This is a genomic window from Burkholderia sp. Bp8998, from assembly GCF_003854235.1.
Taxonomy (GTDB): domain Bacteria; phylum Pseudomonadota; class Gammaproteobacteria; order Burkholderiales; family Burkholderiaceae; genus Burkholderia.
Genome location: NZ_QTQF01000026.1, coordinates 38165 through 64288 on the forward strand (window position 1 = coordinate 38165; position 26124 = coordinate 64288).

25 protein-coding genes and 1 pseudogene are annotated in these 26124 nt (G+C 63.0%); 8 read left to right on the plus strand and 18 right to left on the minus strand.

The window, feature by feature from the left end; all coding sequences use genetic code 11:
* Nucleotides 1-259: 259 nt before the first annotated feature.
* The 6 genes from DIE06_RS24145 to DIE06_RS24170 form a co-directional block, all read right to left on the minus strand.
* On the minus strand, nt 260-2194 hold the full coding sequence (locus DIE06_RS24145) for an SMP-30/gluconolactonase/LRE family protein (protein WP_124663531.1): 1935 nt from the start codon (nt 2192-2194) through the stop codon (nt 260-262).
* A gap of 452 nt (nt 2195-2646) precedes the next feature.
* Nucleotides 2647-3951, minus strand: coding sequence for a dicarboxylate/amino acid:cation symporter (locus tag DIE06_RS24150; RefSeq protein ID WP_124663532.1), 1305 nt, complete (start codon nt 3949-3951; stop codon nt 2647-2649).
* A 403-nt stretch (nt 3952-4354) separates the two neighbouring features.
* On the minus strand, nt 4355-5560 hold the full coding sequence (locus DIE06_RS24155) for an MFS transporter (RefSeq protein ID WP_124663533.1): 1206 nt from the start codon (nt 5558-5560) through the stop codon (nt 4355-4357).
* A gap of 7 nt (nt 5561-5567) precedes the next feature.
* On the minus strand, nt 5568-5753 hold the full coding sequence (locus DIE06_RS24160) for a DUF1289 domain-containing protein (protein WP_059508013.1): 186 nt from the start codon (nt 5751-5753) through the stop codon (nt 5568-5570).
* A 2-nt stretch (nt 5754-5755) separates the two neighbouring features.
* Nucleotides 5756-7051, minus strand: a complete 1296-nt coding sequence (gene dmeF / locus DIE06_RS24165; RefSeq protein WP_124663534.1) for a CDF family Co(II)/Ni(II) efflux transporter DmeF — start codon at nt 7049-7051, stop codon at nt 5756-5758.
* Nucleotides 7052-7063: 12 nt separating this feature from the next.
* Nucleotides 7064-7336: a metal/formaldehyde-sensitive transcriptional repressor gene (locus DIE06_RS24170; RefSeq protein WP_124612821.1), complete on the minus strand. Its 273-nt coding sequence runs from the start codon at nt 7334-7336 to the stop codon at nt 7064-7066.
* Between the two features lie 187 nt (nt 7337-7523).
* Between DIE06_RS24170 and DIE06_RS24175 the strand changes: the two genes are divergently transcribed.
* The 6 genes from DIE06_RS24175 to DIE06_RS24200 all read left to right on the plus strand — a co-directional run bounded on the left by DIE06_RS24175 (nt 7524) and on the right by DIE06_RS24200 (nt 14337).
* Nucleotides 7524-8501, plus strand: coding sequence for a chromate resistance protein ChrB domain-containing protein (locus DIE06_RS24175; RefSeq protein ID WP_185733464.1), 978 nt, complete (start codon nt 7524-7526; stop codon nt 8499-8501).
* Nucleotides 8498-9676 (plus strand): chromate transporter, encoded by a 1179-nt coding sequence (locus tag DIE06_RS24180; protein ID WP_124663536.1) that lies wholly within the window; start codon nt 8498-8500, stop codon nt 9674-9676. Before DIE06_RS24175 ends, DIE06_RS24180 begins: the two co-directional genes overlap by 4 nt.
* Before the next feature lie 165 nt (nt 9677-9841).
* The gene (locus DIE06_RS24185; protein WP_124663601.1) at nt 9842-11098 is read left to right on the plus strand and encodes an MFS transporter; all 1257 of its coding nucleotides are present in this window, start codon (nt 9842-9844) and stop codon (nt 11096-11098) included.
* A 108-nt stretch (nt 11099-11206) separates the two neighbouring features.
* Entirely contained in the window at nt 11207-12253 is a 1047-nt protein-coding gene (locus tag DIE06_RS24190) for a YncE family protein (RefSeq protein WP_124663537.1), read from the plus strand.
* A 120-nt stretch (nt 12254-12373) separates the two neighbouring features.
* Nucleotides 12374-13561, plus strand: a complete 1188-nt coding sequence (locus DIE06_RS24195) for a DUF3182 family protein (RefSeq protein ID WP_185733465.1) — start codon at nt 12374-12376, stop codon at nt 13559-13561.
* Nucleotides 13558-14337, plus strand: a complete 780-nt coding sequence (locus DIE06_RS24200) for a S9 family peptidase (protein WP_124663538.1) — start codon at nt 13558-13560, stop codon at nt 14335-14337. The genes DIE06_RS24195 and DIE06_RS24200 overlap by 4 nt, the downstream gene beginning before the upstream one ends.
* Nucleotides 14338-14383: 46 nt before the next feature.
* On the opposite strand, the gene DIE06_RS24205 is transcribed toward DIE06_RS24200, so the two are convergent.
* From DIE06_RS24205 to DIE06_RS24215, 3 genes are read right to left on the minus strand one after another with little or no spacing between them, the layout of a single operon-like run.
* Nucleotides 14384-15088: an RNA polymerase sigma factor gene (locus DIE06_RS24205; protein WP_124663539.1), complete on the minus strand. Its 705-nt coding sequence runs from the start codon at nt 15086-15088 to the stop codon at nt 14384-14386.
* On the minus strand, nt 15085-15450 hold the full coding sequence (locus DIE06_RS24210; RefSeq protein ID WP_124663540.1) for a cupredoxin family copper-binding protein: 366 nt from the start codon (nt 15448-15450) through the stop codon (nt 15085-15087). Before DIE06_RS24210 ends, DIE06_RS24205 begins: the two co-directional genes overlap by 4 nt.
* On the minus strand, nt 15431-15979 hold the full coding sequence (locus DIE06_RS24215) for a DUF4142 domain-containing protein (protein ID WP_124663541.1): 549 nt from the start codon (nt 15977-15979) through the stop codon (nt 15431-15433). The genes DIE06_RS24210 and DIE06_RS24215 overlap by 20 nt, the downstream gene beginning before the upstream one ends.
* A 409-nt stretch (nt 15980-16388) precedes the next feature.
* Between DIE06_RS24215 and DIE06_RS24220 the strand changes: the two genes are divergently transcribed.
* Nucleotides 16389-17180, plus strand: a complete 792-nt coding sequence (locus tag DIE06_RS24220; protein WP_221624066.1) for a ThiF family adenylyltransferase — start codon at nt 16389-16391, stop codon at nt 17178-17180.
* A 185-nt stretch (nt 17181-17365) separates the two neighbouring features.
* Here the strand turns inward: DIE06_RS24220 and DIE06_RS24225 are convergent, their stop codons facing one another.
* Nucleotides 17366-17563, minus strand: coding sequence for a hypothetical protein (locus DIE06_RS24225; protein ID WP_124663542.1), 198 nt, complete (start codon nt 17561-17563; stop codon nt 17366-17368).
* An 818-nt stretch (nt 17564-18381) separates the two neighbouring features.
* Between DIE06_RS24225 and DIE06_RS24230 the strand changes: the two genes are divergently transcribed.
* Nucleotides 18382-19392 carry a hypothetical protein gene (locus DIE06_RS24230; protein WP_124663543.1) on the plus strand — a complete coding sequence of 337 codons (1011 nt, stop codon included), beginning with the start codon at nt 18382-18384 and terminating at the stop codon, nt 19390-19392.
* 355 nt (nt 19393-19747) lie between these two features.
* Here DIE06_RS24230 and DIE06_RS39100 read toward each other — a convergent pair whose 3' ends face one another.
* The 8 genes and pseudogenes from DIE06_RS39100 to DIE06_RS24265 all read right to left on the minus strand — a co-directional run.
* Complete coding sequence (locus tag DIE06_RS39100) at nt 19748-19882, minus strand: hypothetical protein (protein ID WP_260433761.1); 135 nt, start codon at nt 19880-19882, stop codon at nt 19748-19750.
* Nucleotides 19883-19962: 80 nt separating this feature from the next.
* The gene (locus DIE06_RS24235; RefSeq protein WP_124663544.1) at nt 19963-20364 is read right to left on the minus strand and encodes a hypothetical protein; all 402 of its coding nucleotides are present in this window, start codon (nt 20362-20364) and stop codon (nt 19963-19965) included.
* A 99-nt stretch (nt 20365-20463) separates the two neighbouring features.
* Nucleotides 20464-21522, minus strand: a complete 1059-nt coding sequence (locus DIE06_RS24240; protein WP_124663545.1) for a DUF746 domain-containing protein — start codon at nt 21520-21522, stop codon at nt 20464-20466.
* A complete protein-coding gene (locus DIE06_RS24245; protein WP_124663546.1) occupies nt 21522-23261 on the minus strand; it encodes a ShlB/FhaC/HecB family hemolysin secretion/activation protein in 1740 nt (579 codons plus the stop codon). Before DIE06_RS24245 ends, DIE06_RS24240 begins: the two co-directional genes overlap by 1 nt.
* Before the next feature lie 27 nt (nt 23262-23288).
* Complete coding sequence (locus DIE06_RS24250; RefSeq protein ID WP_124663547.1) at nt 23289-23594, minus strand: hypothetical protein; 306 nt, start codon at nt 23592-23594, stop codon at nt 23289-23291.
* A 32-nt stretch (nt 23595-23626) separates the two neighbouring features.
* A complete protein-coding gene (locus DIE06_RS24255; protein ID WP_124663548.1) occupies nt 23627-23908 on the minus strand; it encodes a hypothetical protein in 282 nt (93 codons plus the stop codon).
* A 35-nt stretch (nt 23909-23943) separates the two neighbouring features.
* A complete protein-coding gene (locus DIE06_RS24260) occupies nt 23944-24273 on the minus strand; it encodes a hypothetical protein (RefSeq protein ID WP_124663549.1) in 330 nt (109 codons plus the stop codon).
* 8 nt (nt 24274-24281) lie between these two features.
* A pseudogene (locus DIE06_RS24265) lies at nt 24282-26117 on the minus strand (hemagglutinin); the annotation flags it as partial.
* Nucleotides 26118-26124: the final 7 nt, after the last annotated feature.

Genomic DNA, 26124 nt, shown 5'->3' on the forward strand with positions numbered 1-26124 from the left:
CTGTACTGATGGGGGCGATGACCGTCTGACGTGTCCGGCATGATCGTGGCCTTGTCTGCCCGTGTCGCGCGGCGGCGAGGGCCTGTGCCAATCGATCGATGGGGTTGCGCCGGCAATCGCCGACGTGCCGGCATTACATCGCCGCCCAGTGTCAAGCGGATGACCGGCTCCGTTGCGGGCCGGCCTATTACACATCGTTACAGCAAAGGCATTTCGATGACAGCCATCGTCGCGTCATCCTTGCATTCGACGCCCGCCCTCAAGGCGTCCACCGATAAACGGTGATGCTGTTCCCCTTCACGTTGTTCTTCGTCACCACGTATTCACCGTTCGCGCGGCGATACGCGCGCACGCTGTACATCGCGTCGATCGCGCTGCTGGTATCCACGGTCGCGGGGCTCGCATTGACGAGCGTCGTGTCGAGATTGCCGGTGTCGAGGTTGAATGCGTCGATGTTCGGCCACAGCGGCCCGCTGCTGCTGAACCAGTAGCCGACGAACAGGTGATTGCCGGCCGCGTCGATCGACTTCGCGCCGCTGTGGGGCAGCGTGATCACCGGGTTCGGCTTCGTCGTGTTGCCCGCGCTCCAGCCGTGATACACCTCGATGCGCGTGCCGATCGACGTCCAGTCGGTGCTCCCGACCACGCCCTGCGCGAGCACCATCGTGTCGCTGTCGGCGAGATAGACGATGCGCGTCAGCGGCTGGATGCTGGCCGGCACCGGCGTCGGCACGCCCGGCCCCCACGACGGCTTGCCGCTCGCATCGAAGCCGGCCAGCGGATAGTGATAAATGGCGCCGGTCTTGTCGAGGCCGGCCCACACGCCGCCCTTGCCGTCGAGGCTGAAGCCGGCCGACACGCGCCGGGTCGTGCTGAACGCGGGCCCGGGGATCGATCCGTCCGGAATCGCGACATAGCCATTGGCCGCGTTGAAGTGGAAGAAGTAGTAGACCGGCGGATTCTGTCCCGCCGCGACGAGGATCCGGTTCGCGCCGACCGACGTCAGCAGCCCGAAGTGCTCGTCGCGCTGGGTGTCGTTCATGTTGATGCGCGGGTCCGACGGATACGTGAACGGGTCGACGGTGTTCGCGACGAAGGTGCCGCCCGCGGTGCCGCTGTATACATGCGTGCCGCTGTAGAACAGTGAGCCGTCGGTGACCGGATCCGGCGCGGCGATGCCTTCGAAGTTGAGCGACTGCAGCGTCCAGCGCAGGCCGCCGGCGCTGCTGTACGCGTGAATGTCGGTTGCGCCGTTGCGGCCGAGATCCCAGCTGCCGCCCCACGGATTGTTGAGCACGTACAGGTTGCCGGCCGTGTCCTTGCCGATCCCGGCGATGCGGGTGAAGCGCTTCGCGCCGACCTGCCCCCTGATGCCCGTCGTCGTGTCGAGATAGCCGCCGCGCACGCCGAACGTGCCGGCCAGCGCGGGCCGGCCCGACACGGTATAGCGCTTGATGTTCATGTCGGGGCCTTCGTCGCCGACCAGCAGTTGCCCCGCCGCCGCATCGAAACAGAGCGCCGACGGCTGCGACCCGGCGGCCAGCCGGATCGTGTTCAGCAGCGCGCCGGCCGGGCTGAATTCGACGATCGAGCCCGCGCTCTTCTGCGCAACCCAGATATTCCCCGCACCGTCGACCGCGAGCGCGCCCGGCGCGGACACGCCGATGTCCCGCTGCCACACGCCGTCGGTCGTGAACACCCGCACGCGATTGCCGTAGAAATCGCTCGCATAGAGCAGCGAGCCGGCCGTCGCGAGCCCGGTGACGACGTCGATGCGCGGCTGGTTGGTCGCCGCGGTGACCTGAATGAGCTTGTCGCGGAACCGCGTCGCGCGGTTGTAGCGCCCGACCGCGCCGCTGCCGTAGCCGTTGCCGGGCTGCAGCGCGACGAACAGCGACGTCGCGTTGCCCGCGATCGCGCTGCCCTGGAATTCGGAATGCGTGCCGATCGACCCGGCGCTCTTGCCGTTCTGGTAGATCGCGACGCCGCCTTCATCCTCGTCCCACATCGACGCCGTGTAGATCACGCCTTCGGGGGCGACCCACATCGAACGCGCGACGTTGCCGACATGGGCGGCGAGCGTGCCATACGTGTTCGCGATCCAGTCGGTGGTATTACCCGCGTATCCGGCCGGTGCAATCGCGGCGATCGCGGCGGCGAGCAGCACGGCCTGAATCGGTTTTCTGGCAACCATGGCTGATGCTCTCCTGAATGGTGGAATCGTTCGCGCGACGGGACGGCCGGATGATTGGAAATCGGCAATACGTAAATACTTCCGCTGAATCATCCGGCACGGTCGGTATTACATCGGGCGTGCACGCGATAATCGGCAGCGTCGAGAATAGCGTTATATAAATCGAAAAAAATTGCCAACCCCTGTCGCAGGCGGCGCGCGCGACTGCGCGAGCGTGAGTGATCACTTACGCGTTTGCGCTTGATATCGGGAAAATCAGGCCGGCGCCTTCGGGAATATCCACTTGTTCGAATGCGGCGTATTGCAATATGCGACGTATTGCAATAACGGAGGATTTTTCGGCGAATCGGGAAAATCGCCGGATGCGGGTAAGGGAATGACGGCTGGCGGGTATCGCGCCGGCCTGAATCCATGTCGAATCCAGGCCGGCGAACATCGCTGCAACAGGGAAATTACGCGGACGTCGCAGTCTCCCGCACGTCCACCTGCGTGACCTCGCCGCCGCCGTCCGAATCCGCGTCGTCGCGCGAATCGCCGAGCTGCCCTTCCCACTTCGCGACCACGGCGGCCGCGATCGAGTTGCCGACGGCGTTGGTGGCCGAGCGCCCCATGTCGAGGAACATGTCGACGCCCATGATCAGCAGCAGCCCGGCTTCCGGCAGATGGAACTGGCTGAGCGTCGCCGCGATCACGACGAGCGATGCGCGCGGCACGCCCGCCATCCCCTTCGACGTGACCATCAGCATCAGCAGCATCGTGATCTGCGTGCCGAGCGGCAGGTCGATCCCGTACACCTGCGAGATGAACAGCACCGCGAACGTGCAGTACATCATCGAGCCGTCGAGGTTGAACGAATACCCGATCGGCAGCACGAAGCTCGAGATCTTGCGGTTCACGCCGAACCGGTCGAGCGCGTCGAGCAGCTTCGGATACGCGGCCTCCGAGCTCGCCGTCGCGAACGACAGCAGGAACGGCTCGCGGATCAGGCGGATCAGCGTGAACGCGCGCTTGCCGAGGAACGCCACGCCGGCGAGCGTCAGCACGCCCCACAGCAGCGCCAGCGCCAGATAGAAGCTCGCCATGAACTTCGCGAACGTGAGCAGGATGCCGAGCCCTTCCGTCGTGATCGTCGACGCCAGCGCGGCAAACACCGCGACCGGCGCGAACCACATCACCGCGCCCGTCACCTTCAGCATGACTTGCGCGAGATCGTCGATCACGCCGGTCAGGCGCTTGCCGGCATCGCCGAGCGCGGACAGCGCGGTGCCGAAGAAGATCGAGAACACGACGATCTGCAGGATCTCGTTATTCGCCATCGCCTCGGCGATCGATTTCGGCACCAGGTGGACGACGAAATCCTTCAGCGTGAATGCGCCCGTCTTCAGGTTCAGCGCCGCATCGGCGGCCGGCAACGGCAGGCTCAGGTGGCTGCCCGGCTTCAGGATCGTCGCGGTCACGAGGCCGAGCAGCAGCGACGTGAACGACGCGATGAAGAACCAGCCGAACGCCTTCACGCCGACGCGGCCGACCGACCCGCTGTCGCCCATCTGCGCGATGCCGACCGTCAGCGTCGCGAACACCAGCGGCGCGATGATCATCTTGATCAGGCGCAGGAACACGTCGGACAGCAGCGACACGTAGCCGGCGACTTCCCTGGCCATTTTCGGGTCGGGAAACGCGCTATGACAGGCGTAGCCCACGGCAATGCCAAGCACCATCGCGATGACGATGTACTTGGTGATGTTGTGCTTCTTCATTAGCAATCCAGATTACAGAACGTGTGTTTCCAACGGCAGGTCGATCGCCGGAATCGAAACGCGGGCGGAATTCCGCGAGCGCGGCGCGCGCCGTTTCGAGTGCCGGAGCCCGTCCGTGGGCATGGCCACGGCGAACAGGGGGGGCATTCTATCGCAAACGCCGGACAATCTTTCAAATCCGAAAGCAAGGCGCGGTGCGCGGCACGGGGAACGAGGCGGGGCGGGCTCTCGTCGGCCGGGGACGAGGGGACGAGGGGACGAGGGGACGAGGGGTCGAGGGGACGAGGGCCCCGGGGGGAAGTGGGCCGACAGGCCGCGACGCGGGTCCGGTCTTCGTACGCCGTCGTGCCCGCCCATCAGCCCGGCCTTGCGCGGGACGCCGGCGAACCCGGCAGGCCACGCATCACGCCTGCGACGTGCCCGGCCGCGGCATGAACCGGCACAGGCACAGCGGCGCCACGACCAGCGCGGCGCCGGCGAGAAATGTGGTCGACGCGCCAAAACGTGTCCACAGCGCGCCGGCGATGCTGCTCGCGAGCAGCATGCAGATGCCGCTCACGAGGTTGAATACGCCGAACGCGGTCCCGCGCAGCGTGGCCGGCGAGGTTTCCGACACCATCGCGGCGAGGATGCCCTGCGTGAAGCCCATGTGCAGCCCCCACACGGCCACGCCGGCGAACATCGAGATCGTCGACGTGCCGATGCCGAGCAGCAGGTCGGCCGCGATCAGCAGCACCATGCCGGCCGCGAGCAGCACGCGGCGATCGAGCCGGTCCGACAGGATGCCGACCGGCCAAGCGGACAGCGCATAGGCAACGCTCATCGCGACCATGACCGCCGGGATCCATGCAGCATCGAGCCCCGTCTGCTGCGCACGCAGCACCAGGAACGCCTCGCTGAAGCGCGCGAGCGTAAACGTCGCGCCCGCCGCGACGACGAGCCAGTAGCTGCCGGGAAATTCGCGCAGGGCATTCCAGCGCAGCGGCGAGCGAAAGCGCCGGTCCGGTTGCGACTGCCCGGGCTCCCGTACGCCGAAGACGATCAAGGCGATCGCGACGAAGGCCGGCACCACGGCAAACCACAGCACGGCCCGGATGCGGTCCTCGAACCAGAGCATCAGGCCAATCGCAAGCATCGGGCCGAGAAACGCGCCCACGGTATCCATCGACTGACGCAAGCCGAAGCACGCGCCGCGGATTTCGGGCGGTGCGATGTCGGCCACCAGCGCGTCGCGCGGCGCGCCGCGAATGCCTTTACCAACGCGATCGAGCAGACGGGCCGCCACGACCACGGCCGGCGTGGACGCCAGCGGGAACAACGGCTTGGTCAACGCCGCGAGCCCGTAGCCGAGCAGCAGCAGCCCCTTGCGGCGCCCGAGCCAGTCGCTGATCGCGCCGGAGAACACCTTGACGATCATCGCGGTCGCTTCGGCCGCCCCTTCGAGGACACCGAGCGCGACGACGCTCATTCCCATCGTCGACACCAGATAGATCGGCAACAGCGCATGGATCAGCTCGGACGACAGGTCCATGAACAGGCTCACGAGGCCCAGGGCCCACACGGTCCGTGGAATCGCAGGCTTGCCGGCAATCGGTGATGGCGCGCTCATGATGTGATCAGTCGGTCGTTTCCCGCGTCAGTTTCGCATGCCGCCGCGCGCGGTCGTTGACGATCTGATGACGCCGGTGATCCGTCATCTTCTTCCAGCCGCGCGCTTCGTCGCGCGTTCGCAGGCAGGCCACGCAATAACCGGTCCTGCCGTCGAACGAACACACGTCGACGCAAGGGGACTTGACCGCCATGCTTATTGCTCTCGCGTCGCGGACACGACTTCGACGGTGACGTGCGACAGGTTCCTGAACCGCTGCAGCACGCCATGATAGAAGCGCGCATCCCGCTTCGGGTCGTCCGTCGCCACCGACACGACCGCGCTCATGTGCCCCGGCCCGAGCCGCCACACATGCAGGTCGCCGACGCGGTCGCCAACGCGCTCGATGGCACCACGTACGTTGTCCGTCAGACGACGGTCCGAATTCATGTCGAGCAGGATCCCGCCCGTATCGCGCATCAGGCCGTACGACCAGTTCGCGATCACCAGCGCGCCGATGATGCCGGCCAGCGGATCCATCCAGAGCCAGCCGAACGCACGCGCGAGCAGCAGCCCGACGATCGTCAGCACGGAGACGGCCGCATCGGCGATCACGTGGATGTACGCGGAGCGGATGTTGTGATCGCGCACCGCCGCCGCGGACACGCCATGGTCGTGTTCCTCGAACGCCAGTTCGTGCTCGCGGCCGTTCAGCCGGACGATCGCCTTGAATTCATGCGGCTCGGGAATGGCGTCGGTCGACTCCAGGTAGCCGCCGCGATTTTGCATCGCGAATACCTGACGGGTGCCGTCCGGACGAATCGTCGTCACCGACACGGCGCTCGCATCGACGTGCTTCGTCTCGTGCGTCGCAGGCGCCACGCGAAACACCGGCGGCACGCCATCCTCGAACACCGACACGACGAATACGCCCTGCTGATCGAAGATCTGGTGCGCTTCCTCTGCGTGGTCGTGGTCGTGCGCGTGATCGTCGTGATCGCCATGACCATGCCCGTGATGATGGCCGTGGCTGTGACTGTGACCATGGTGATCGCCGCTCAGCAGCCAGGCGCTCGCGATGTTGACGAGCAAGCCCGCGACCGCGATCGGAATCGCCTCGCTGAAATGGATCGGGACCGGGGCGAGCAGGCGCGCGACCGCCTCGTACCCGATCAGCAGTGCAATCATCGCGAGCACGATCGCGCTCGTGAAACCCGCCAGATCGCCGAGCTTGCCCGTGCCGAATACGAAGCGCGGATCGCTCGCATGCTTGCGTGCATAGGTATAGGCAAACGCCGCGATCAGCATCGCGCCCGCGTGCGTCGACATGTGCAGGCCGTCCGCGATCAGTGCCAGCGAGCCGAACAGCGACCCGCCGACAATCTCGGCCACCATCATCGCCGCGCACAGCGCGATGACCGTCCAGGTCCTGCGTTCGTTCTGCTCGTGCGCGGCACCGAGAAAGATATGGTCATGCCCGGCGCCGAAGGCGTCATCGATGAAATTGTTCATTCCGCCCCCCGATTACTTGAAGTAGCTGTGAACGACTTCGATCAGTTGCTCGGTCGCGCTGCCTTCGTCATCGTGACCTTCGGCGTCGACCAGATGGCTGCGGATGTGATCCTCGAGCACGACCGCGAGCAGGCCGTTCATCGCGCCGCGGCCGCTCGTGATGAGACGCAGGATTTCGTTGCAACCGCGCTCGTCTTCCAGCGCGCGTTCGATCGCTTCGACCTGTCCCTTGATCCGGCGGACGCGGTTCAGCAGCTTCTGCTTTTCCTTGATGGTGTGACTCATGATGGCCTCTTCATATACCGGGGGGGACTATATACCGAATCGCCGTCCGCATATAGGGGGGAGGGGTATATCCGGCGAGGCAATCCAACGAACAAGGATCCACCGCAGATCGGCTGGCCGCCGCGCCATTGTCGCTATCGTCAAAGTAGACTTGTAGAAGTCGTAACGCTTGAGTAGCATTCCCTACATGAATACGCTCACGACATGGTCGCTCCTCGTTCTGACCCTTCCGACGGAAAACGCGACGGCGCGCATGCGGTTCTGGCGCGCCCTGAAGGCCAAGGGCTGCGCGGTATTGCGCGACGGCATCTATCTGCTGCCGTACACCGAGGCCCATGAAGGGACGCTGCGCGACCTGGCGGGGGCCATTGCCGACAGCGGCGGTACGGCGCACCTGTTACGCGCGCCGAGCCTGGACGCGTCGCAGGAACAAGAATTCCGCGCGCTCTTCGATCGCGGGGAAGACTACGCTGCGTTGATCCAGTCCCTTGCGCAAGCCCGAAAGACCCTGGCCGGACAATCCGCCACGGAACTCACGCGCCTGCTGCGGCGCGTACGCAAGGATTTCGACGCCATCCGGACAATCGATTACTTCCCGGACGACGCAGCCACCCGCGCCGAAGTCGCGCTGAAGGATTTCGTCGCATTGATCGACACCGTGCTGTCGCCAGGTGAACCGCACGCCGCGGACCGGGTGATCCGTCCGCTGGCGATCGACGCGTATCAGGGCCGCACCTGGGCGACGCGGCAGCGGATGTGGGTCGATCGCGTCGCCAGTGCGTGGCTGATCCGCCGTTTCATCGACGCACGCGCCCGCTTCCTCTGGCTCGCCTCGCCGGCGGATTGTCCGGCGGACGCGCTGGGCTTCGATTTCGACGGCGCGACGTTCACGCATGTCGGCGAGCGCGTGACGTTCGAGGTGCTGCTGGCCAGTTTCGGGCTCGACGACGACCCTGCGCTGATCCGGCTCGGCGAGATCGTGCACGCGCTCGACGTGGGCGGCCGCGTCGCGCCCGAAGCGGTCGGCTTCGAGGCCGTGATGGCCGGCACGCGCCAGCGCACGGAGAACGACGACCAGTTGCTCGAGCAGATGGGCGCCGTGCTCGACGCCTTGTACGCGCATTTTTCGTCGACCGGAAAGAACGACACCGGAGCCAAGTCATGACCACTGCCATCGCCTCGACCGAACCGACCTACTCGCTTGGCGAACTGGTCGCCTACATGCTGCGTCTCGGTACGTTCGGCTTCGGCGGGCCGGTTGCGCTCGCGGGCTACATGCGCCGCGACCTGGTCGAGCGTCGCGGCTGGATCACGGAAGCCGACTACAAGGAAGGGCTCACGCTGGCCCAGCTCGCACCAGGGCCGATGGCGGCCCAGCTCGCGATCTATCTCGGCTTCGTGCACTACCGCATTCTCGGTGCGACACTCGTCGGCTTCGCATTCGTGCTGCCGTCGTTCCTGATGGTGCTCGCGCTCGGGTTCGCGTACGCGCATTTCGGCGGGTTGTCGTGGATGCAGGCCGTCTTCTACGGCGTCGGCGCCGCGGTGGTCGGCATCATCGCGATGAGCGCCTACAAGCTCACGACGAAAACCGTCGGCCACGACAAGCTGCTCTGGGCGATCTTCCTGACGCTTGCCGCCGTGACCTTCATCACGGAATCGGAAATCGCGTGGCTGTTCGTCGTCGCGGGCCTGGTCGGCTGGCTGTGGCGGGCCCCGCCCAAGTGGCTGCACCGGGGCGGGCTGAATGCGGTTGCCGCCGCCAACCTGCCGGCGGCCAGCGGAATATTGAACGGTATCGATCTGCCGCAGCTCGTTCAGATCGGTGCGTTCTTCATGAAGGCCGGCGCGTTCGTGTTCGGCTCCGGGCTCGCGATCGTGCCGTTCCTCTATGGCGGTGTCGTCACCGAACATCACTGGCTGAACGACAAGCAGTTCGTGGATGCCGTCGCGGTCGCAATGATCACGCCCGGCCCGGTCGTGATCACCGTCGGCTTCATCGGGTATCTCGTGGCGGGGCTGCCCGGCGCGATCGTCGCGGCGCTCGGCACGTTCTTGCCGTGCTACCTGTTCACGGTGATTCCCGCGCCGTACGTGAAGAAGTATGGCCATCTGCCGGGCGTCAAGGCGTTCGTCGACGGCATCACCTCGGCAGCCGTCGGTGCGATCACGGGCTCCGTCCTCGTCATCGCGAAACGCTCGATCGTCGACGTGCCGACCGCCGTTCTGGCCGTCGCGACCGTGCTGCTGCTGTGGCGCTTCAAGAAGCTGCAGGAACCCGTAATCGTCACTGCCGCGGCCCTCTTCGGGCTCGTTGCCTACCCGTTGCTCCATCATTGATCCGCGCCGCGGGGAAGCGATCAAGACGCATCGGGCGACGTTCGTGCGGCGGTGTTGCCGCGTAACCTCGCCCGCCAGACAGGAGAAACGCGATGAAGTGGATTACGCGTGAACGGCCGAAAATCGATCGCATCGCAGACGCGCGCGACGCGTGGTGCCGGCGTGATGCACGCGCGTAGCAGCCGGTCCGCGTCGTGGCTCGCCGGCCGAATGCTGCCGGCAGGTGCCGAGCGGGCTGCATGGCTCATCCTCGCAAGCCGCGGCATGCGTGGCTTCTGCGATGGATTCATCGCCGTGCTGTTGCCCGCGTATCTGCTGTCGCTCGGGTTATCGAAACTGGACGTCGGGTTCATCGGCACCACGACGCTGCTGGGCTCCGCGATCGCGACGATCACGGTGGGCATGCTCGCGAGCCGCTTCACGCAGCGACGCATGCTGACGTTCGCGGCGGCGCTGATGGTGGCAACAGGCATCGGCTTCGCGAGCTTCTCCACGTTATGGCCGCTGTTCGTCATCGCGTTCGTCGGCACGCTCAATCCGAGTTCCGGCGATGTCAGCCTGTTTCTGCCGCTCGAACAGTCGCGTCTGGCGCAAGCCGCCGACGGCGACGCACGCACCGCGCTGTTTGCACGATACAGCCTCGTCGGGGCCGTATCGGCGGCGGTCGGCTCCCTGGCGGCGGGACTGCCGATCTGGATTGCGTCGCATGCCGGAATCCCGGCGCTTGGCGCGATGCGCGGCATGTTTGTCGTCTACGCGGTGACGGGCGTTGCCGTCTTCGTGCTATACCGGCGATTGCCGCGCGCCGATACCCACGCGTCGAAGGCCGCGCCCCCACTTGGTCCGTCGCGGCCCATCGTCATGCGACTTGCGATGCTGTTCAGTGTCGACGCGTTCGCGGGCGGTCTCGTCATCAACTCGTTATTGTCGCTATGGCTGATGCAGCGCTTCGGGCTCTCGATCGCCGCTGCCGGCCAGTTCTTCTTCTGGGCAGGCCTGCTTTCGGCCGGCTCGCAACTCGCGGCCGCGCCGCTGTCGCGCAGGATCGGCCTGCTGAATACGATGGTGTTCACGCACATCCCGTCGAGCGTATGCCTGATCGGTGCCGCGCTCGCGCCGTCGCTGCCGCTGACGTTGACGCTGCTGTTGATGCGCAGCGCACTTTCGCAAATGGATGTGCCGACGCGAACCGCGTACGTGATGGCGGTCGTCACGCCGGCGGAGCGACCGGCAGCGGCCAGCTATACATCCGTCCCGCGCAGCCTCGCGGCCGCTGTCGCGCCGACGCTGGCCGGCGGCCTGTTCAGCCTTGGCTGGCTTGGTGCACCACTGATCGCATGCGGCGCACTGAAGATCGCGTATGACCTTTCGCTGCTGGCGGCATTTCGCCACGTCAAGCCAAACGATGACCGGGCGCGGTAAATGCGGCCGCGTTCGAGCGACAAGGAAGCGAGCGCCGCTCGGCGTTGATGGCCAGCCCGCCGACGCGCATGCGTGCCGCGGCGGCAATCGTGCCCTGGGAGATGTGTGATGAAGACTCGGCGCACCCGACGCGTGAACCGCGACCTCGTAAATTACCTCGTCATTCTCGTTCTGTCCGCCATTGCGGGGGCGTTCGTGCCCGCCATTCCGCAGACGGCCGCGCAGGAAGGCATGAATCGTTTGCCACTGACCCGCGTCGCCGATATCCCGTTGCCGGGGCGGCCGACCCGGCTCGACTACGAAAGCTACGATCCGGGCCGCCATCTGCTGTTCATTGCGCATCTCGGCGATGGCGAGGTGATCGTCGTCGACGTGAATACGTCGCGCGTGGTCGCACGCGTTCCCGGCGTCTCGTCGGTGCATGGCGTGCTGGCCATTCCGGAGCTGTCGCGCGTCTATGCGTCCGCGACGGGAACCAACGAGATCGTCGCCATCGACGAAGCAACCCTGAAGGTCGTCGCACGGATGCCGGGCGGCCGGTATCCGGACGGAATCGCCTATGCGCCCGACATGCACAAGATCTATGTATCGGACGAGACCGGCAACACCGAGACCGTCATCGACGTTCGAAGCAATCGGCGTACTGCGACGATTCCGCTTGGCGGCGAGGTCGGCAACACCCAATACGATCCGGCATCGCGGCACATTTTCGTCAACGTTCAGACGCACGACGAACTCGTCGAAATCGATCCGGGCGTCGACCGGATCGTTCGGCGGTTTGCGTTGGCCGGTGCCAACCACAACCACGGGCTGCTGATCGATTCCAGAGACCGGCTCGCGTTCATCGCGTGTGAGGGCAACGACAGGCTGCTCGTCTTCGATATGCGTGCCCGGCAGATCGTCCAGGCATTCGACATCGGCAAGGATCCGGACGTACTCGCGTTCGATCCGGTACTGAACAGGCTCTACGTGGCCAGCGAATCGGGCATCGTATCGGTGTTCGGCATCAACCGCTCGAAGGCAAGCCTGATCGGCGAGGGGCGCGTGGGCCCCGATGCTCACGTCGTCGCGGTCGACCCCGACACGCATCGTGCGTATTTTCCGCTGAAGAATCTCGACGGACGCCCCGTACTGCGCGTCATGGCGCCGCGCTGACCGTGCGGGGCCTTGCATCCGCACCGGCACGCCACGTCCGTCACCGCGTGTGAACGAATCTTGCTCCAGCACCGCAACGGGCGGATGCGACGAGCGATACCGCACGCGGCGATGCATTCCATGACAATCGCGCCGTCGGCGCGAGGAGGCGGTTTGAAATCACGGGGCCACCTGGCGCACGCAACACCGGCACTGCCGGTTGTTTTCATTCATTTTCACCAGGAGCGGACGTCGAACGTCGGTCATGTAGCGGAAACGCTGCGTGAGCTGGGCGCGCAGATCGCCGAACTGAAAGGAACGCAGCTTGCTGGCGAGTTCCGTCCGACGGAAAAATACCCCGCACATCGTTACGTGATCCCGGACGATACGCTCACCCTGTCGCAAGCGCGCAAGCTGGGGGTCCGATCGGTACGGGATCTGTTCGGCGGTGTCGTGCCGTTTCCGTTTGTCGCGACCAAGGTGATCGCCCATCGTCTGATCGAAGGCGCGCGCGTCAAGCCGCCAGGCTGGTCCGTCCCATTCGCGGAACGCGCCGCAGCGCTCGCGCTACCGGGTTACTCCGCGTTTTCGCGCGAGGATGCGTGCGATGCCGCGCGGTTGCTGTGGCAGGACGGCCGCGTGCGGATCAAGCGGCCCTGCGGAATCGGCGGAACGGGCCAGGCGCTGGTATCCGACATGGCCGAACTGGAAGCGGAGCTGGCCGAGTTCGGCGACGCGGCGTTGCGCACCGGCGGCATCGTCGTCGAGCGTCATCTCGATGCGATCGAGACGCTGAGCGTCGGGCAGGTCATGCTGGACGATCTGGTCGCCAGCTACTGGGGCGTTCAGCATCTGACCGTCAACAACCACGGCCATGACGTGTATGGCGGCACCGACCTCGTCGCCGTCCGCGGCGGCTTCGACGTGCTGGCGCAGCTCGACGTCACGGACGATGTCCGTGACGCGATCGCGAAGGCATGTGCATTCGACGCCGCCGTGCATCGCGATTACGCGGGCTTTTTTGCGTCGCGACGCAACTACGATGTCGCGTTCGGCACCGATGCACAAGGCGTGCGCCACTGCGGCGTACTGGAGCAGTCGTGGCGGATCGGCGGCGCAACGGGTGCGGAAATCGGCGCGTTGCGCATGTTCAGGACAGACCTGGAGGTGGGCGCGGTGGCTGCCGCGACGCGCGAGATCTACGGCGACGACCCGGCAATACCGACTGGCGCGCGGATCGTCTATCGCGGTGTCGATGCCCTGGCGGGCCCCATCACCAAGTACTACATGGTCGATCGCCATCCCTTCCGAAGGAGCAGCGACAGATGACAGCGGAGCATTATCGCGTGCGAATCAAGGTCGAGAACGGCTACCTCGACGGTACGGTGCTCGCGCCGAAGACCACCGTCGCGGGCGTTCTGTTCGTGCACGGCTGGGGCGGCAGCCAGGAGCAGTATCTCGAGCGGGCGCGGCAAGCGGCGGCGCTCGGGTGCGTCTGTCTGACGTTCGATCTGACCGGGCATGGACGTACGCTGGACGAGCAGCAAAACGTGACGCGCGAAACCCATCTTCGCGATTTGCTCGCCGCTTACGACACGCTGGTTGCGCACCCGTTGATCGATCGCGATGCCGTCGCCGTGGTCGGCAGCAGCTATGGCGGCTATCTCGCGACCATCCTGACGGAACTGCGCCCCGTACGCTGGCTGGGGTTGCGCGTACCGGCGCTGTATCTCGACGAGGGTTGGAATACGCCGAAGCGGGCGCTGCACGTCGAGCACGATCTCGTCGCGTATCGCAAACGCATCGTGCCGGCGTCCGACAATCGTGCATTGCGCGCGGCGGCTCGGTTTCGCGGCGACGTGCTGCTCGTCGAATCGGAGCACGATCAGATCGTGCCGCACACGGCGATCGCCAGCTATCTGCAGGCGTGCCTGTCTGCGCATTCGCTGACGTACCGGATTCTCGAAGGCGCCGATCACGGGCTCTCTGACGATGCCAGTCAGCGGGCGTATACCGCCCTCGTCGAGAACTGGCTGGTAGAGATGATCGCGGGCCGGCGCGCGGGTGTCCGCGGAACCGTCGGCCCCGGCCCGACGCGCGCGTAGCGAGCCTCCACCGGCTCGGCGAGCGTGCCTGCCGGGCCCGGCAAGATCAACGCGAATCGATGCTCGCCAGCACCCCGAGCACGATCCGGTCGCAGCGTTCCCCGTCGAATGAAAACACGTCGCGCTCGGCCAGGTCGATTTCGCGTGCGAGCGACTCGCGCAGCAGGCTTCTTGCCCGGAAATGCCGCGAGCGCACGGTCGCCTCGGGTATGCCGAGGCACTGGGCGGTTTCCTCGACGCTGAATTCCTCGACACAGCGCATCACGAACACGATGCGAAACGCTTCGGGCAATGCATCGAGCTTGCGCTCCAGCAATGCGCGCAATTCCGTTCGCATCAGCGCCCGGTCCGGCGATTCGTTCTGGTCTGCGTCCATGATTTCCCGCTCGAAGTCGGTGATCGACGACAGCGCGACCATCGGCGCGATCGTGTCGCGCCGTGCGCCGCGGCGCTGGCGCGTACGGCACGCGTTGAGCACGAGCCGCGACAGCCAGGTCGACAGCGACGCTTCGCCGCGAAAACGCGGGATCGCGCGGAACGCCGCCAGATAGGTCTCCTGCAGTGCGTCCTCGGCTTCCGCATCGTCGCGCAGCGTCGCACGGGCCAGCCGGTAGAGCCGCCGGTTGTAGCGACGCATCAGCTGTTCGAACGCAGCGCGCTCGCCGCTCGCGACGCGCGCGGCGAGCGTGCGGTCGTCTTCTTCCGAAAGAGGTCGGGACTTCGGCTCGGGATCGCCCGCATTGCGCATCATGGCTTGCCCTTTACGGTCAGTGTCGCTGTCATCTCAGGATGAAACGTGCAGACAACCGCATGACGGCCCGGTGTATTCGCGACGTACGTCCACGATGCACCGGGTGCGATTGCATGCGAGTCGAACGCGCCCGCTGCCGTGGCCGTGTGCGCGACCAGATCCTGGTTGACCCAGACGATCGTGTCGCCGCGCTCGACCGTCAGGCTGGCCGGGTTGAAGCGCATGCCTTCGATGGTGATCCGGTGCGTCGTGCCGGCCGCGACGTCCGCGGCCATCCACGCCAGCGCCGCCAGCACGATGAACCGGCAGCCGGCGCGGCGCCGCGCCGTCGAGCGCCGGGGCTCAGTAGGACTTCTTCTCATTGCCGCCGCCGAGCGTCGACTGCAACGCGCGAGCATGCTCGAGATGGGCGACAAATGCCGGCCGCACCTTCACCAGCAGCGCCTTCAGTTCGCCGTTCTTCGCGGACGGAATGAGCGTCTTGTCCATCGCGTCGATCACCTGTTGATGATAGGTCACCTCGTGATCGACATACGCCTTGTCGAATGCGTGCCCCTTGAGTGCCTTGAGCGCGGCGACGTTGTCGTCGCCCTCCTTCTTCAACGCATCGCTCGTCGCGTTGGTTTCGGGTTTCAGGTTCAGCCTGGTCGCGAGTGCGACCGCCGATTTGTTCACATTGGTGTGATCGGAGACCATCAGCTGGGCGAAGGTCTTGACCGGTTTCGTATGCGTCGCGTTTTCCGCGAGGGTGCCGGCATCGATGTCGACCTGGTTGGCCGTCACGACGATCGCCGCGATCTGCGGGTCCGTCAGTTGCGTTCCTTGCGCGGAGGCCGCGAGCGGCAGCGTGGACAGCAGTGCCGCGACGAATAGCTTGTGCATGAGTGTCATGTGATTTCTCCAGTGGAATCGAAGCGGAACGATCATCCCCGTCGTTCGACGATGGATGGCTCTGTGGCGATAGACGTCACGACTTTCGGCTGCGTTCCGGCTGGGGGTTCTCGGAAAAGGAGGGGCTTTTTCCGCTGGAGAAATCAAGGACGTGGACCTCTTTTCCGAGACGAGCCGACCGTAACCGTCACCGACGTTCTTGTCCGCGAGCATTCGCATCAGAAAATTAATGAAAGGCCTGCAGGGCATCAAGTAAGGTTCGGTCGAGTAAATACAAACGCCTTTTATTTGAGAATTGGGCATTGGACCTGTCCGTTTCCGTCGGTACATCTCGTGCACAAGGTGGCGAGAGAGAACGCATCGGCGTGACGCTTACGGCGGTGGGCACACTCGTTCCTCGAATAGGATCTTGGCTGAATCCGATGAGAATTCGACGGAACTCGGTGGTACTTCTCGATCGTTCATGGCTATACGATGGACGCGATATTTCCTCGTCCCATGCAACTCGCATGGCTCGTTAGCCCCGGCAAGTTTCACGGCCATTGTCGGGGCCTTTTTTATTTCAGTTCCTGTCCCGTGCGATCGCCGATACGGTAGACGCCGAGGGGGCCGGCAGCCGCCACAAAGACTGTCGAACGAGAAGATCGCGATTGTTGGCGTCGGTGGAACAGGGTCTTACATCCTCGATCAGATTGCGAAGACGCCCGTCCGGGAAATTCGACTGATTGATGGCGACGAGTTTTTGCAACACAACGCCTTCCGGGCCCCCGGGGCGCCGACCATCGACCAGTTGCGCGAAGTACCGAAGAAGGTTGATTATTTTCGGAACATCTATAGCAACATTCATCGCGGCATAACCGCGCATGCGGTTGCCATCGACGAAACGTCGGTTCGGTTGCTCGACGATATCACGTTCGCATTTCTTTGCATGGACGCAGGTCAGTCCAAACGGATCATCGTTGAGCGACTGGAGCTCATGGGAGTGCCGTTCATCGACGTTGGCATGGGCCTGGACCTCACCGACGGCACCTTGGGGGGGATCTTGCGCGTCACACTGAGTACGCCCCAAGAGCGGCAATATGCTCGGTCGAGAATTTCCTTCGAAGAGCGGAGCGGCGAGAATCTCTACGGGTCCAACATCCAAGTTGCCGATCTCAACGCTTTGAACGCCGCGCTGGCAGTAATTCGCTGGAAGCGGTAACGGTGCCGGGTGCCGCGCGATCGTGCGGAGCAATGCCCCCTTCAGCTCAGCAGCCAGGCCGATGCCCCGAGATATGCACGCAAGTACGCTTCGAGCGTGTGATGACACGGCATCGTGAGCGCCTTGTCGCGTTTTTCGTACAGATGCACCTACAGCCAGTGCTGTTGCAGATAGATGTCGTCGACTCACATCGTGAGCGCTGCGCAGATCTGCGTGAACAAAAACACCATCAACGCGATCAGCGCGCGGTCACGTAGCCCAATCGACATCCTCACATCGACACTGTCGAGCAGTTGCCCGCTTCGGTCGCGACGCGCACCGGCATCTTTCCCTGCTTTGTGGTGTAGCTCGGGCCCTTCATCGGCGGCCGGATTGTTCGGCACAACTTTGCTGGTGAACGAACCGGTCGAACAGGTGACAGTTCGCTGCGAGGGGCTGCTTGACGGTCATGATCGATACTTTTGCGTGGGCGAAATCGCACGTGGAATGGCGAATGAGTGCCTCCGATGCGACAACGTCGATCTGACATCCTCGATCAAACATTGCGTCATATACCACCATCGCCAAATATTCTCCGATCATTTTCTGCCCGCCGATATAGGTCACATCCCTTGCACGTCGCAGGTAGCCAATTATTCAAAGACAACTTATTGAGACTGCGGACATCTTTTCTGAGAGACAACAACACCCGTGTGGGCTCTCAGAAAAGGTGTCTTTGGCACCGTATATAAATCAACGACTTGGACATCTTTTTTGAGACGAGCGTATGCCACCCGTCTCAGAAAAGATGTCCTTGGGCACGGAAATTCTCAGAAAAGTTGTCCTTGGAAGCATCGCTTGCTTGCGTTCGCGTAAGGCCGCAGGGCGTGCATTGCGAGCCAGTAAAACGCCAGCTACTCTTATGCCGTAGCCGGCCAGATTCGGCGAAAGAAAACAGGGAGCGGGGCTTATCGGACTGGACGTTGTTCCGCGGTTTGTTCCCGCCCCACCTCTTCACGTGCCCGCTCCACAAGCGGGCATTGTCGTTTCTGTGGCACCACGTTTGATACGTCTCGGTTCTCGCCGAGTCGAGCCGGCAATACGTCGATAAAATATTTCTCGGACGAGGTGCTACACTCGCGCTGCCACGAGCTAACGGCATGTAGCCCTGTCGGCAACCGCGACGACGTCCTTCATCAAACAAGAAAGAAGGGGGAGGCGAATGACGATCAATATCGCGCTCGCAACGAGCGAAGCTGTCATTCTCGGTTGCGATAGTCTAAGTAGCACGACCGATTACCTCTTGCGCCCGTGGGACTTCATTGAGCGCGATGCCGACGGCGCGCCGGTCCTTGACGAAAACGGTCTGGTGATCGCAAGATTTCCACTCGATGGTCTTCAACCCGTTGTCACAAACGCGTTTGGCGGCGTAACGAAGATGTTCTCTATCTCACACGGCGGGGTAGAAGCAGCCGCAGTCACATCTGGCTTGGCAACCTTGGCCGGGTCCACCATTCATTCTCATGCTGACGACTTCCTCAGTCGTGGGGATGCCGCGGAAACCGTGGCTGGTGTAGCTGAAGCGTTTCTTCATCATATGCGTCAGTTGTACGAGCGCGACATGGAAGCGTACTCACTGCCTCCAGGGTATCAACCCGAGCTGGAGTTTCTCGTCGGCGGATATGACGCAACGTCTGCGTTTCCCTCCTCCTTCCGCATCAAGGTGAAAGACAATACCTGCACGCTAATTTATGGGGACGGACGATGCGGCCTCATCTGGGCTGGACAGGCAGACGGCGTTGAAAGACTGCTGTTTGGTATAGACAGCCAGTTGAGATCAAGGATCATGCTGGCGGTTAACGATACAATCGACCGCTTTTATGAAGAATCGAAGGCGAAGACCGCGCAGATCGTGGCGCAACTCATCGATACCGTGGGCCTCGACAGACTCCCGGACGAAATTGATACGGAGTTCGTAGCGAAGCCCACCATCGCGTTACCAGACGACGAGTTCCGACTCGACATCGACTTCGCAAATTCACCGATGCAGGATGCGATTGACTTGGTCTCGTATTTGGTTAATCTCCAATCAGGAAGGGCCAAGTTCGTAAGAGGTGTGGCAACAGTCGGCGGCAGGACCCATATTGGTGTCATAACGCGGAACAATCGACTGAAGATGCTCAACGAGCCTGACTTCATTCACCGCAATGTGGGGTACAGCAATGATTACTAACACCAGTCGAAGTGGTTCGCTCGGCACGACGAAGCCGGGCGAGGTTCGTGTTGGTGTCGCGACCGCGCGGTCGGGCTCGACTTCACCGACCCCAAAACCTGCGCCAGCGACCGAGAAAGTGGAAACGCCGCGTGAGAAACTCGTGGTTGTGAGAGGGACTGTGTCGATTGTGGCAGTCGATACAAAAGCTAAGCCGTAATCCTGACGCCCCTCTTTTTGCCGAGATCTTCTTATTGTCGGCATCCGCACTTTGAGGCGAAAGTTGTCTAGCGTCCAAGAACTGCGACGGGACACCGTTCCGTAACTCTCGCCACCTCACCCTTCCGGAATAGCCAGCCTCGAGCGTCACAGCAAATCAATCCGACGGTGAATCGGAGACGTTCCTTCGCAGCAGTTCGTAAACAGATGCCAGCCGTGCCCGCGCGGCGCCCACCAGCGCGTCAAACTCGGCCTCAGTCAGGTGCGGTAAATCGGCGTACAGGGTGCTCATCGACGCGTCATATAGAACAGGAACGGTTGTTTACCGGCCGCGTGACCGGAACCTTGTCGATCTCGCATTCGTCGTCGCTATCAGACCGTTGCGGCTGGAATCGGCGAGCGGATACCACTGTCCACGAAGCGCTGCAGTTGCTGCCACGCCTCCAGATAGCGGAACTTCGGCACGGCCGCCAGTTGAGCATCGTGCAGCACCAGCACGTGCTCGACCACCGCTTGCTCGTGGTCTAGCAGCACGCATGGCTGGTCTTCTTCAATGCGCTTGATGCACGCGTTGAGCGCCGCTTCTGCCGGACGATAGGCTTCGAGATCCGCGCCCGCCATCGTCACGCCGCGCATGAAATACGCGAGGTAGACGACTCGGATCAGGCAGCAGATCTGATCGAAATCACCGCGCCCCGAGCGCACCGTCGACAGCGCGAGATGGTTTTCCAGCGACAGCGCACGTACTTTGGCGGTCGGCAGCGGCAGCAACATTTCCTTCGTACGTGCCGACCGTGCCGCGCGGGAGGAGACTTGCTTTCTCATCGTTCGACACTCTTCAATCACGGATGACACTTGACGTCATCAGGCACGTTACGCCTCATCGGCCACGATATGCAACCGGCCGTTGCGATCGACCACCTCACGCCGCATCGAGAAGAGCCGGCCGCATCCGCCACACGACCAGTGTCCGCTAGCGGTCCGCTGCGCGCGCCCCACACGACCACAGAATGGGCACGGCGTCGCCTCAGTGGGTTCGACGCCCAGTTGGATCCGTGCGGACAGACTCCCGCTCGGCTCCAGTTGGTCCGCGAATTCGGTGAACATCCTGCGCCATTTCTGAACCATCGCGGGACTCGTGCCGACGATGTCCGATACCTGCATGAACGACAGCGGCAACGACAGATGCCGAATGAACAGCCGCATGCGCTCGAGCGTGCTCACCTTCGTGTTCAGGAACGGCGTGCCGCGACGTCGGGTGAATCGCGTCCCGCAGTTCACGCATTTGAAGCGCGGGAAACCGCCTGGCAGGCGCTCGTCGAAGCGCGTCTTGCCACTGCCGCAGTCCACGCAGCGCGGTGGCCGGTGGCTGAACGAATTTACTTCGTCGAACTCGCGCGTCAGGCGCGTCGTCAAGGTGAGATCTTCGCGCGCGCCGATCTCGTCGAATGCCAGCGGCGCGGGATCGAGTTCGGTCGGGCGGCCGCCAAGCCGGACACGCCGCTCCCACGTGCCGCTCGGATCGAGCTGCAGCAGCCACGCGCGCCAGGCCGTCACACGCTGCCCGATGTCGGCCGGCAGGCTGCCCATCCGCTCGCCAGCCTCGAGGCACGAGATTGGCTGCGACAGCAGCGACACGAACAGGTCAAGCTTCTTGAGATGCTTCTCACCGAGCGGCGTGTCGGCCGTGCGACCGAAATAGCGCTGGCAAGTCTGGCATTCGAACATCGGCAATCGGCCGATCGGTCGCGTCCTGAATCCCGCGCTGGTGATGTGACTGCTGCCGCAGCGCGGGCAACGCGGCCGCGGTTCGTGGCTAGCCGACAGAACGGTAGCGACCTGAGCGTTCAGGAACGCCGTCAGTTCCTTGTCCTCGGCCGTGTCGTCGAGAAGGCGGAGCACCGGACGGCTTGAACTCGATTGCGTTCTCATCAAAACTGGGCCGTTAGCTGAAACCCGAGCGTCACGCGGGCCGTCGGAAAGCCGGACGGCTTGTACACCGGCGTGCCGGCGAACAGGTCGTAACCATAACCGCCGAAGCGTGTCGCGACGCTGCCCTTGACGCCTATCACCGCGCCGGCCAGTTGCGTGCCGACCAGCGCGACCGGCTGCGGGCCCCACACGCGCCCGTAGTCGAGGCCCGCGTAAGCCGCGAGCCCCGTCTGCCCGATCGGCGCCTGCAGCTCGTTTCGCCAGTAGAAGCCGCGTGCCGCGGCGAGCATCGTCTCGCCGTCGAAGCCGCGCACGGTGTAGCGGCTGCCGATCGTCAGGTCGTCGATGTAGTACAGCGTGTTGCCTGTGTACTGGCCGTGAAATGTCGTGACGTACCGAAACGGCTGCTGTGCGATCGCGAACGGCACCGACAGGTTCGCGTCGAGCACCGCCATCTTGTAGCGGTAGGTCGGACCGCCGTCGGCCGCCAGGCTGTCGGCCTGCGCGCCGAATGCGCCGATTCCCTGCCGGTACGCGAGCGTGCCGTCGAACTGCGCGTTGCCGAAGTAGTGCCGATCGGTCAGGCCGAACTCGATGAACGTGTTGTTGCGGCGCTGCTGCGGGATTTCGGTGTCTTCGATAAAACTCTGGCCGAAGCGGCGCGAGAGCCGGACCTGCGCGCCGAACACGTCGTTCTGGCTGCGCGACAGCACACGATTCAGCTTGAAATCGACGGTCTTCGAGTTGCCGCTTGCGATGAACGTCTGGTTCACGCCGGCGATCTGCTGGTAGTACGTGTTCGTGTACGCGGAAAGCGTCGCAGTCCAGTAGCCCCACGGGATCGAATAGAAGCCGTTCCAGCCGTGCGAGCCGAGGCGCTTGTCCCCGAATTCGAGATCCTGGCTCACGCCAATGTTGAAGATGTCGTTCAAGCCCAGGGGATTGTCGATACCGATCGACAGGTTGCCCTGTAGCCGGCCGGTCGCGCGCGTGCCCGAGTTGTCGATCGACTCGACTACTGTCCAGGGCTTGCCGCGCTTCACGTCGAGCACGACGTCGCTCTCGCCCGGCGTGTCAGCGGGGACGATCTGCATCGACACGTCCTGGCTTGACACGCGCTTCATCTGCTCGAGACCCTGCTCGAGGTCGCGCAGGTTCAGCAACTCGCCGTCGCGGGTCGGGAAGGCGGTTTGCCAGGTGCCGCGCAATTTCTCATCGGCAAAGCGCACGTGGCGGATCACGCCGGGGATCAGCGACAACTTGAGGGTGCCGGTCGACAGATCCTGTTCAGGCAGCAGCACGCGCGTCGTGACGTAGCCGCGCGCGAGGATCGCCTGCGACAGGCCCTTGACGAGGACGTCGAGGCCCTGTTTGCCGACGCACTGGCCAACGTAGTGGTCAAGCCATTCGCGCGCGAAGGCGAAGCGGTCCATCGGCAATGCCGACGCGCCTTGCGCTTTCACGGACGCGGGTAGCGCGTCGGGCACGTCGAGCGAGAAACGATCGATGCGAAAGCACGGCGACTCCGACGGCAGTGCCGGATACCCGGCGCTCCCCGTCACGCCCGAACGCACCCCGGGCGCAGAGATTGCTCGCTCGCGCTCACGCGCCTCTTCCTGCTGCCGGGTTTGCTGATCGTTGCCCGGAATGATCGACCTCGGCGCTTCCTGTGCCGATACACCAGTCGCGAAAAGCAGCAGTACTGCTGCAGCGGAATTCCGCCGGCGAATAGTTCTCATGTATTTTTCTAGATATGTGATCGCAGATTAAGTCAGGTGTCGGGCCGATCTTCCTTGGCTTTCTTGGCAGCGCTGCGACCAAGGTATGCGAAAAACGTCGTGCTCACCGATAAGCTTGTGAAGATGAGCAAGGGAAACGGGACAAACGATTCGGAAAATATCGGCTTCGTTTTTTTCAAAGCCGACCAATACAATTCCCATTAGCAATGCTCCGACATACAAAGTCACGAGCGTAACTACGAAAACTTTCCAGAAGCGAAACCTTCCAAGTACCTTGCCAACGAGTGTCCCGAACAATCCGCCAACCAACCCACTTACGATCTCGCCCGACATAGCCGCTCCTTACTAAGGGTCGTGCAGGCCGGTCAGTTCTCTCTGTTTTTTTTTGCAGTACGCCCCAAAAATGCAACAAGAGAGGCGGTAGCAGACAAACCCACAAATACAAGCAGCACGAAAGGTGTAAGAAATTCACCAAATCTAGATACTGTAGCTTTGAAGCCGACCACCACAAGCCCCGTCGTAAACAATCCTAGATATATAAGCAACATCGACGCGAGGAAAACCTTCCAGAGACGAAATTTCCCGAGAATCCTTCCAAAAAATGGCCCGAACAATCCGCCAACCAACCCGCTTATAATCTCAGTCATTACGTCACTCTCAAGCGTGGTTAATCTTCTATAGATCACTCTGGCTTATCATCGACACCTGACGCCGAACTATTTTCATCAATTTCTTTCTGGCTAACTTTTGCCGAATGCCCTAAAAAAGCAAGAAACGCAACACCAGCAGAAATTGCAAAAAAAATCAACAGCGCGCGCGGTTGAATGAACTGCTTCAATTCAAGCAGCGACTGCTTTGGTCCAACATAAAATGCACCAATCAGAAAAATCGACATGTATATAAGCAACAAGCAAACTACGAATACTTTCCAAACCCGAAATCGACCTAATATTCTACCGGCCAATGGACCGATTGCACCGCCGATTAGGCCACTCAGAATTTCGCCTGACATAGATATCCTCAATCTTTCTTTGGCTCGCTTGACTTCACTGCGGCCTGGGCGGCTCTTCCGGCCGTCTGTCCGACCGCAAGTTTGACTCCGCGAATTACGAATCCTGGAACGGTTGCGATGTTCGTAAGCGAGTTTGCAATTCCAGCCCAATTGAACATCGATGTTGTGAACATGTTGGCATATGCGCCGAACGTAGCCGCCGTCGCCAAGCCGGCATATGAAAAGCGTTGGTCGAAGCTATCGACAAAGTCGACCCCGCTCTTTCGATAATCCATATACGCTCCCGCTGCGGTGCCGCCTGTGTATAACGTGCCCGATGCAACTGCGCCAGTCATGGCTGCGGTCGTCAACGAGTACCCGGCCTGTGCAGCCTTATAGGCAGCAAACAGGTCTTGAGCGTACGATACCCCCGCCGACCCGCCAGCAATTATTTCTGGTGCAAGGCCCGCAGTAACAAGACCACCAGCGATCACCAGACCTGCTGCCGGGTTTGCCACAGATCCCGGCAATGCTCGCTGCTCGGGTGTCAGCGTGCCATCCTTGTTCCCAGACAAGAACGGACTGTTGTACTCCGCCGACGTCGCATGGAACAACCCGCCGCTGTTCTGACTGATATACGCTACCGCCGTGGCGTCCCCTCCCGGCCCCTTGCTTGCCGCAGCATCGACTAAACGATAGCCGTTCGCCAGCAGCATATTCTGCGCCTGCTCCGCAGTGAGTGCCTTGCCGGTCTTTTCTTCATAGAACTTCGCGAAGTCCTTCGACTTGTCCTTCGCCCACTGTCTTTCGTCAGGGTGAAGCTGCCGGTTAAACCGGTCGACGTTGTATCCAGAGAACGCCCCCGACTCCCCACCCACGGCGGCGCCGGCCCCAGTCGCAAGCGCGTTCGCCACGATGTTGCCCAGCGCCTGATTCATATTGGCGTTGCCGGTCGGATCGCTGCCGGCGATCGCGCTGCTCAGCTCGTTCAGCTTGCCCGATGCGATCGATGCAATCGCCGCGCCGGCAGCGCCGCCTACTGCGTTGCCGCCAGCCAGTCCGGTCACCAGCGCTGCGCCCGCGCCTTGCATCAGTGCGCGGTTCGCTCCGCCTTCCTTCCACGCGTCGACGCCTGCCTGGTCGCCGTTGGCTTGGGCTGCGTCCTTCATCTTATCCGCGTAGTCCCCGATCCGGCGCGACACCGCTTCGCCGGCCGCGCTGGCCGCGGCCATCATGTCCGCTTGATTGGCCAGCAGGTTCTGCATGTCGGGAAGTTTGGCGACCGTACCGTTCGTGTTCATCGTATCGCGGTTCAAGCTCGCCACATCTTGCTTCTGGTTCGCCGAATCCGTAATCGTGACCGTTCCGGCGCTGACGCCGCTCTTCGTCGTCGCACTGTCGCTGCCGCTGTCGTTCTGGCCAAGCATGGGCGCGGCACCACCGGCATTCTTGCCCGACGTGCTACCGTGCGTGCTGTAGTTCATCCCGCCGTCGCCGGTCGTCGCGCCCGCGCTGAAGCCGCTCGAGCTCGCATCGTAGTGCGACTGATTCTGGATGTCCGAGAAGGAGAGAGAACCCGTCGTCAGCGAATTCTTCGACGCATCCGCGCTGCTCGCGATCAGCCCGCCTTTCAGGTCGGTATTGCCGGTAACGTTGATATTGAAGCCGCCGTCACCCGCCTGAATCCCGGCCTGCTCATTGACACCCGCATAACTTCCCGACGCATTGCCCTTGCTCTGGCTGAAGCTCGCACTGGCGCCGCCTTGGCTGATGCTGAAGCCGCCGCCCGAACTCGACTGATGCGCCGCGCTCGACAACGTGTCCTGGACGCTCACAATGTTCAGATTCCCGCCCACATCGGCATTCGGGGAT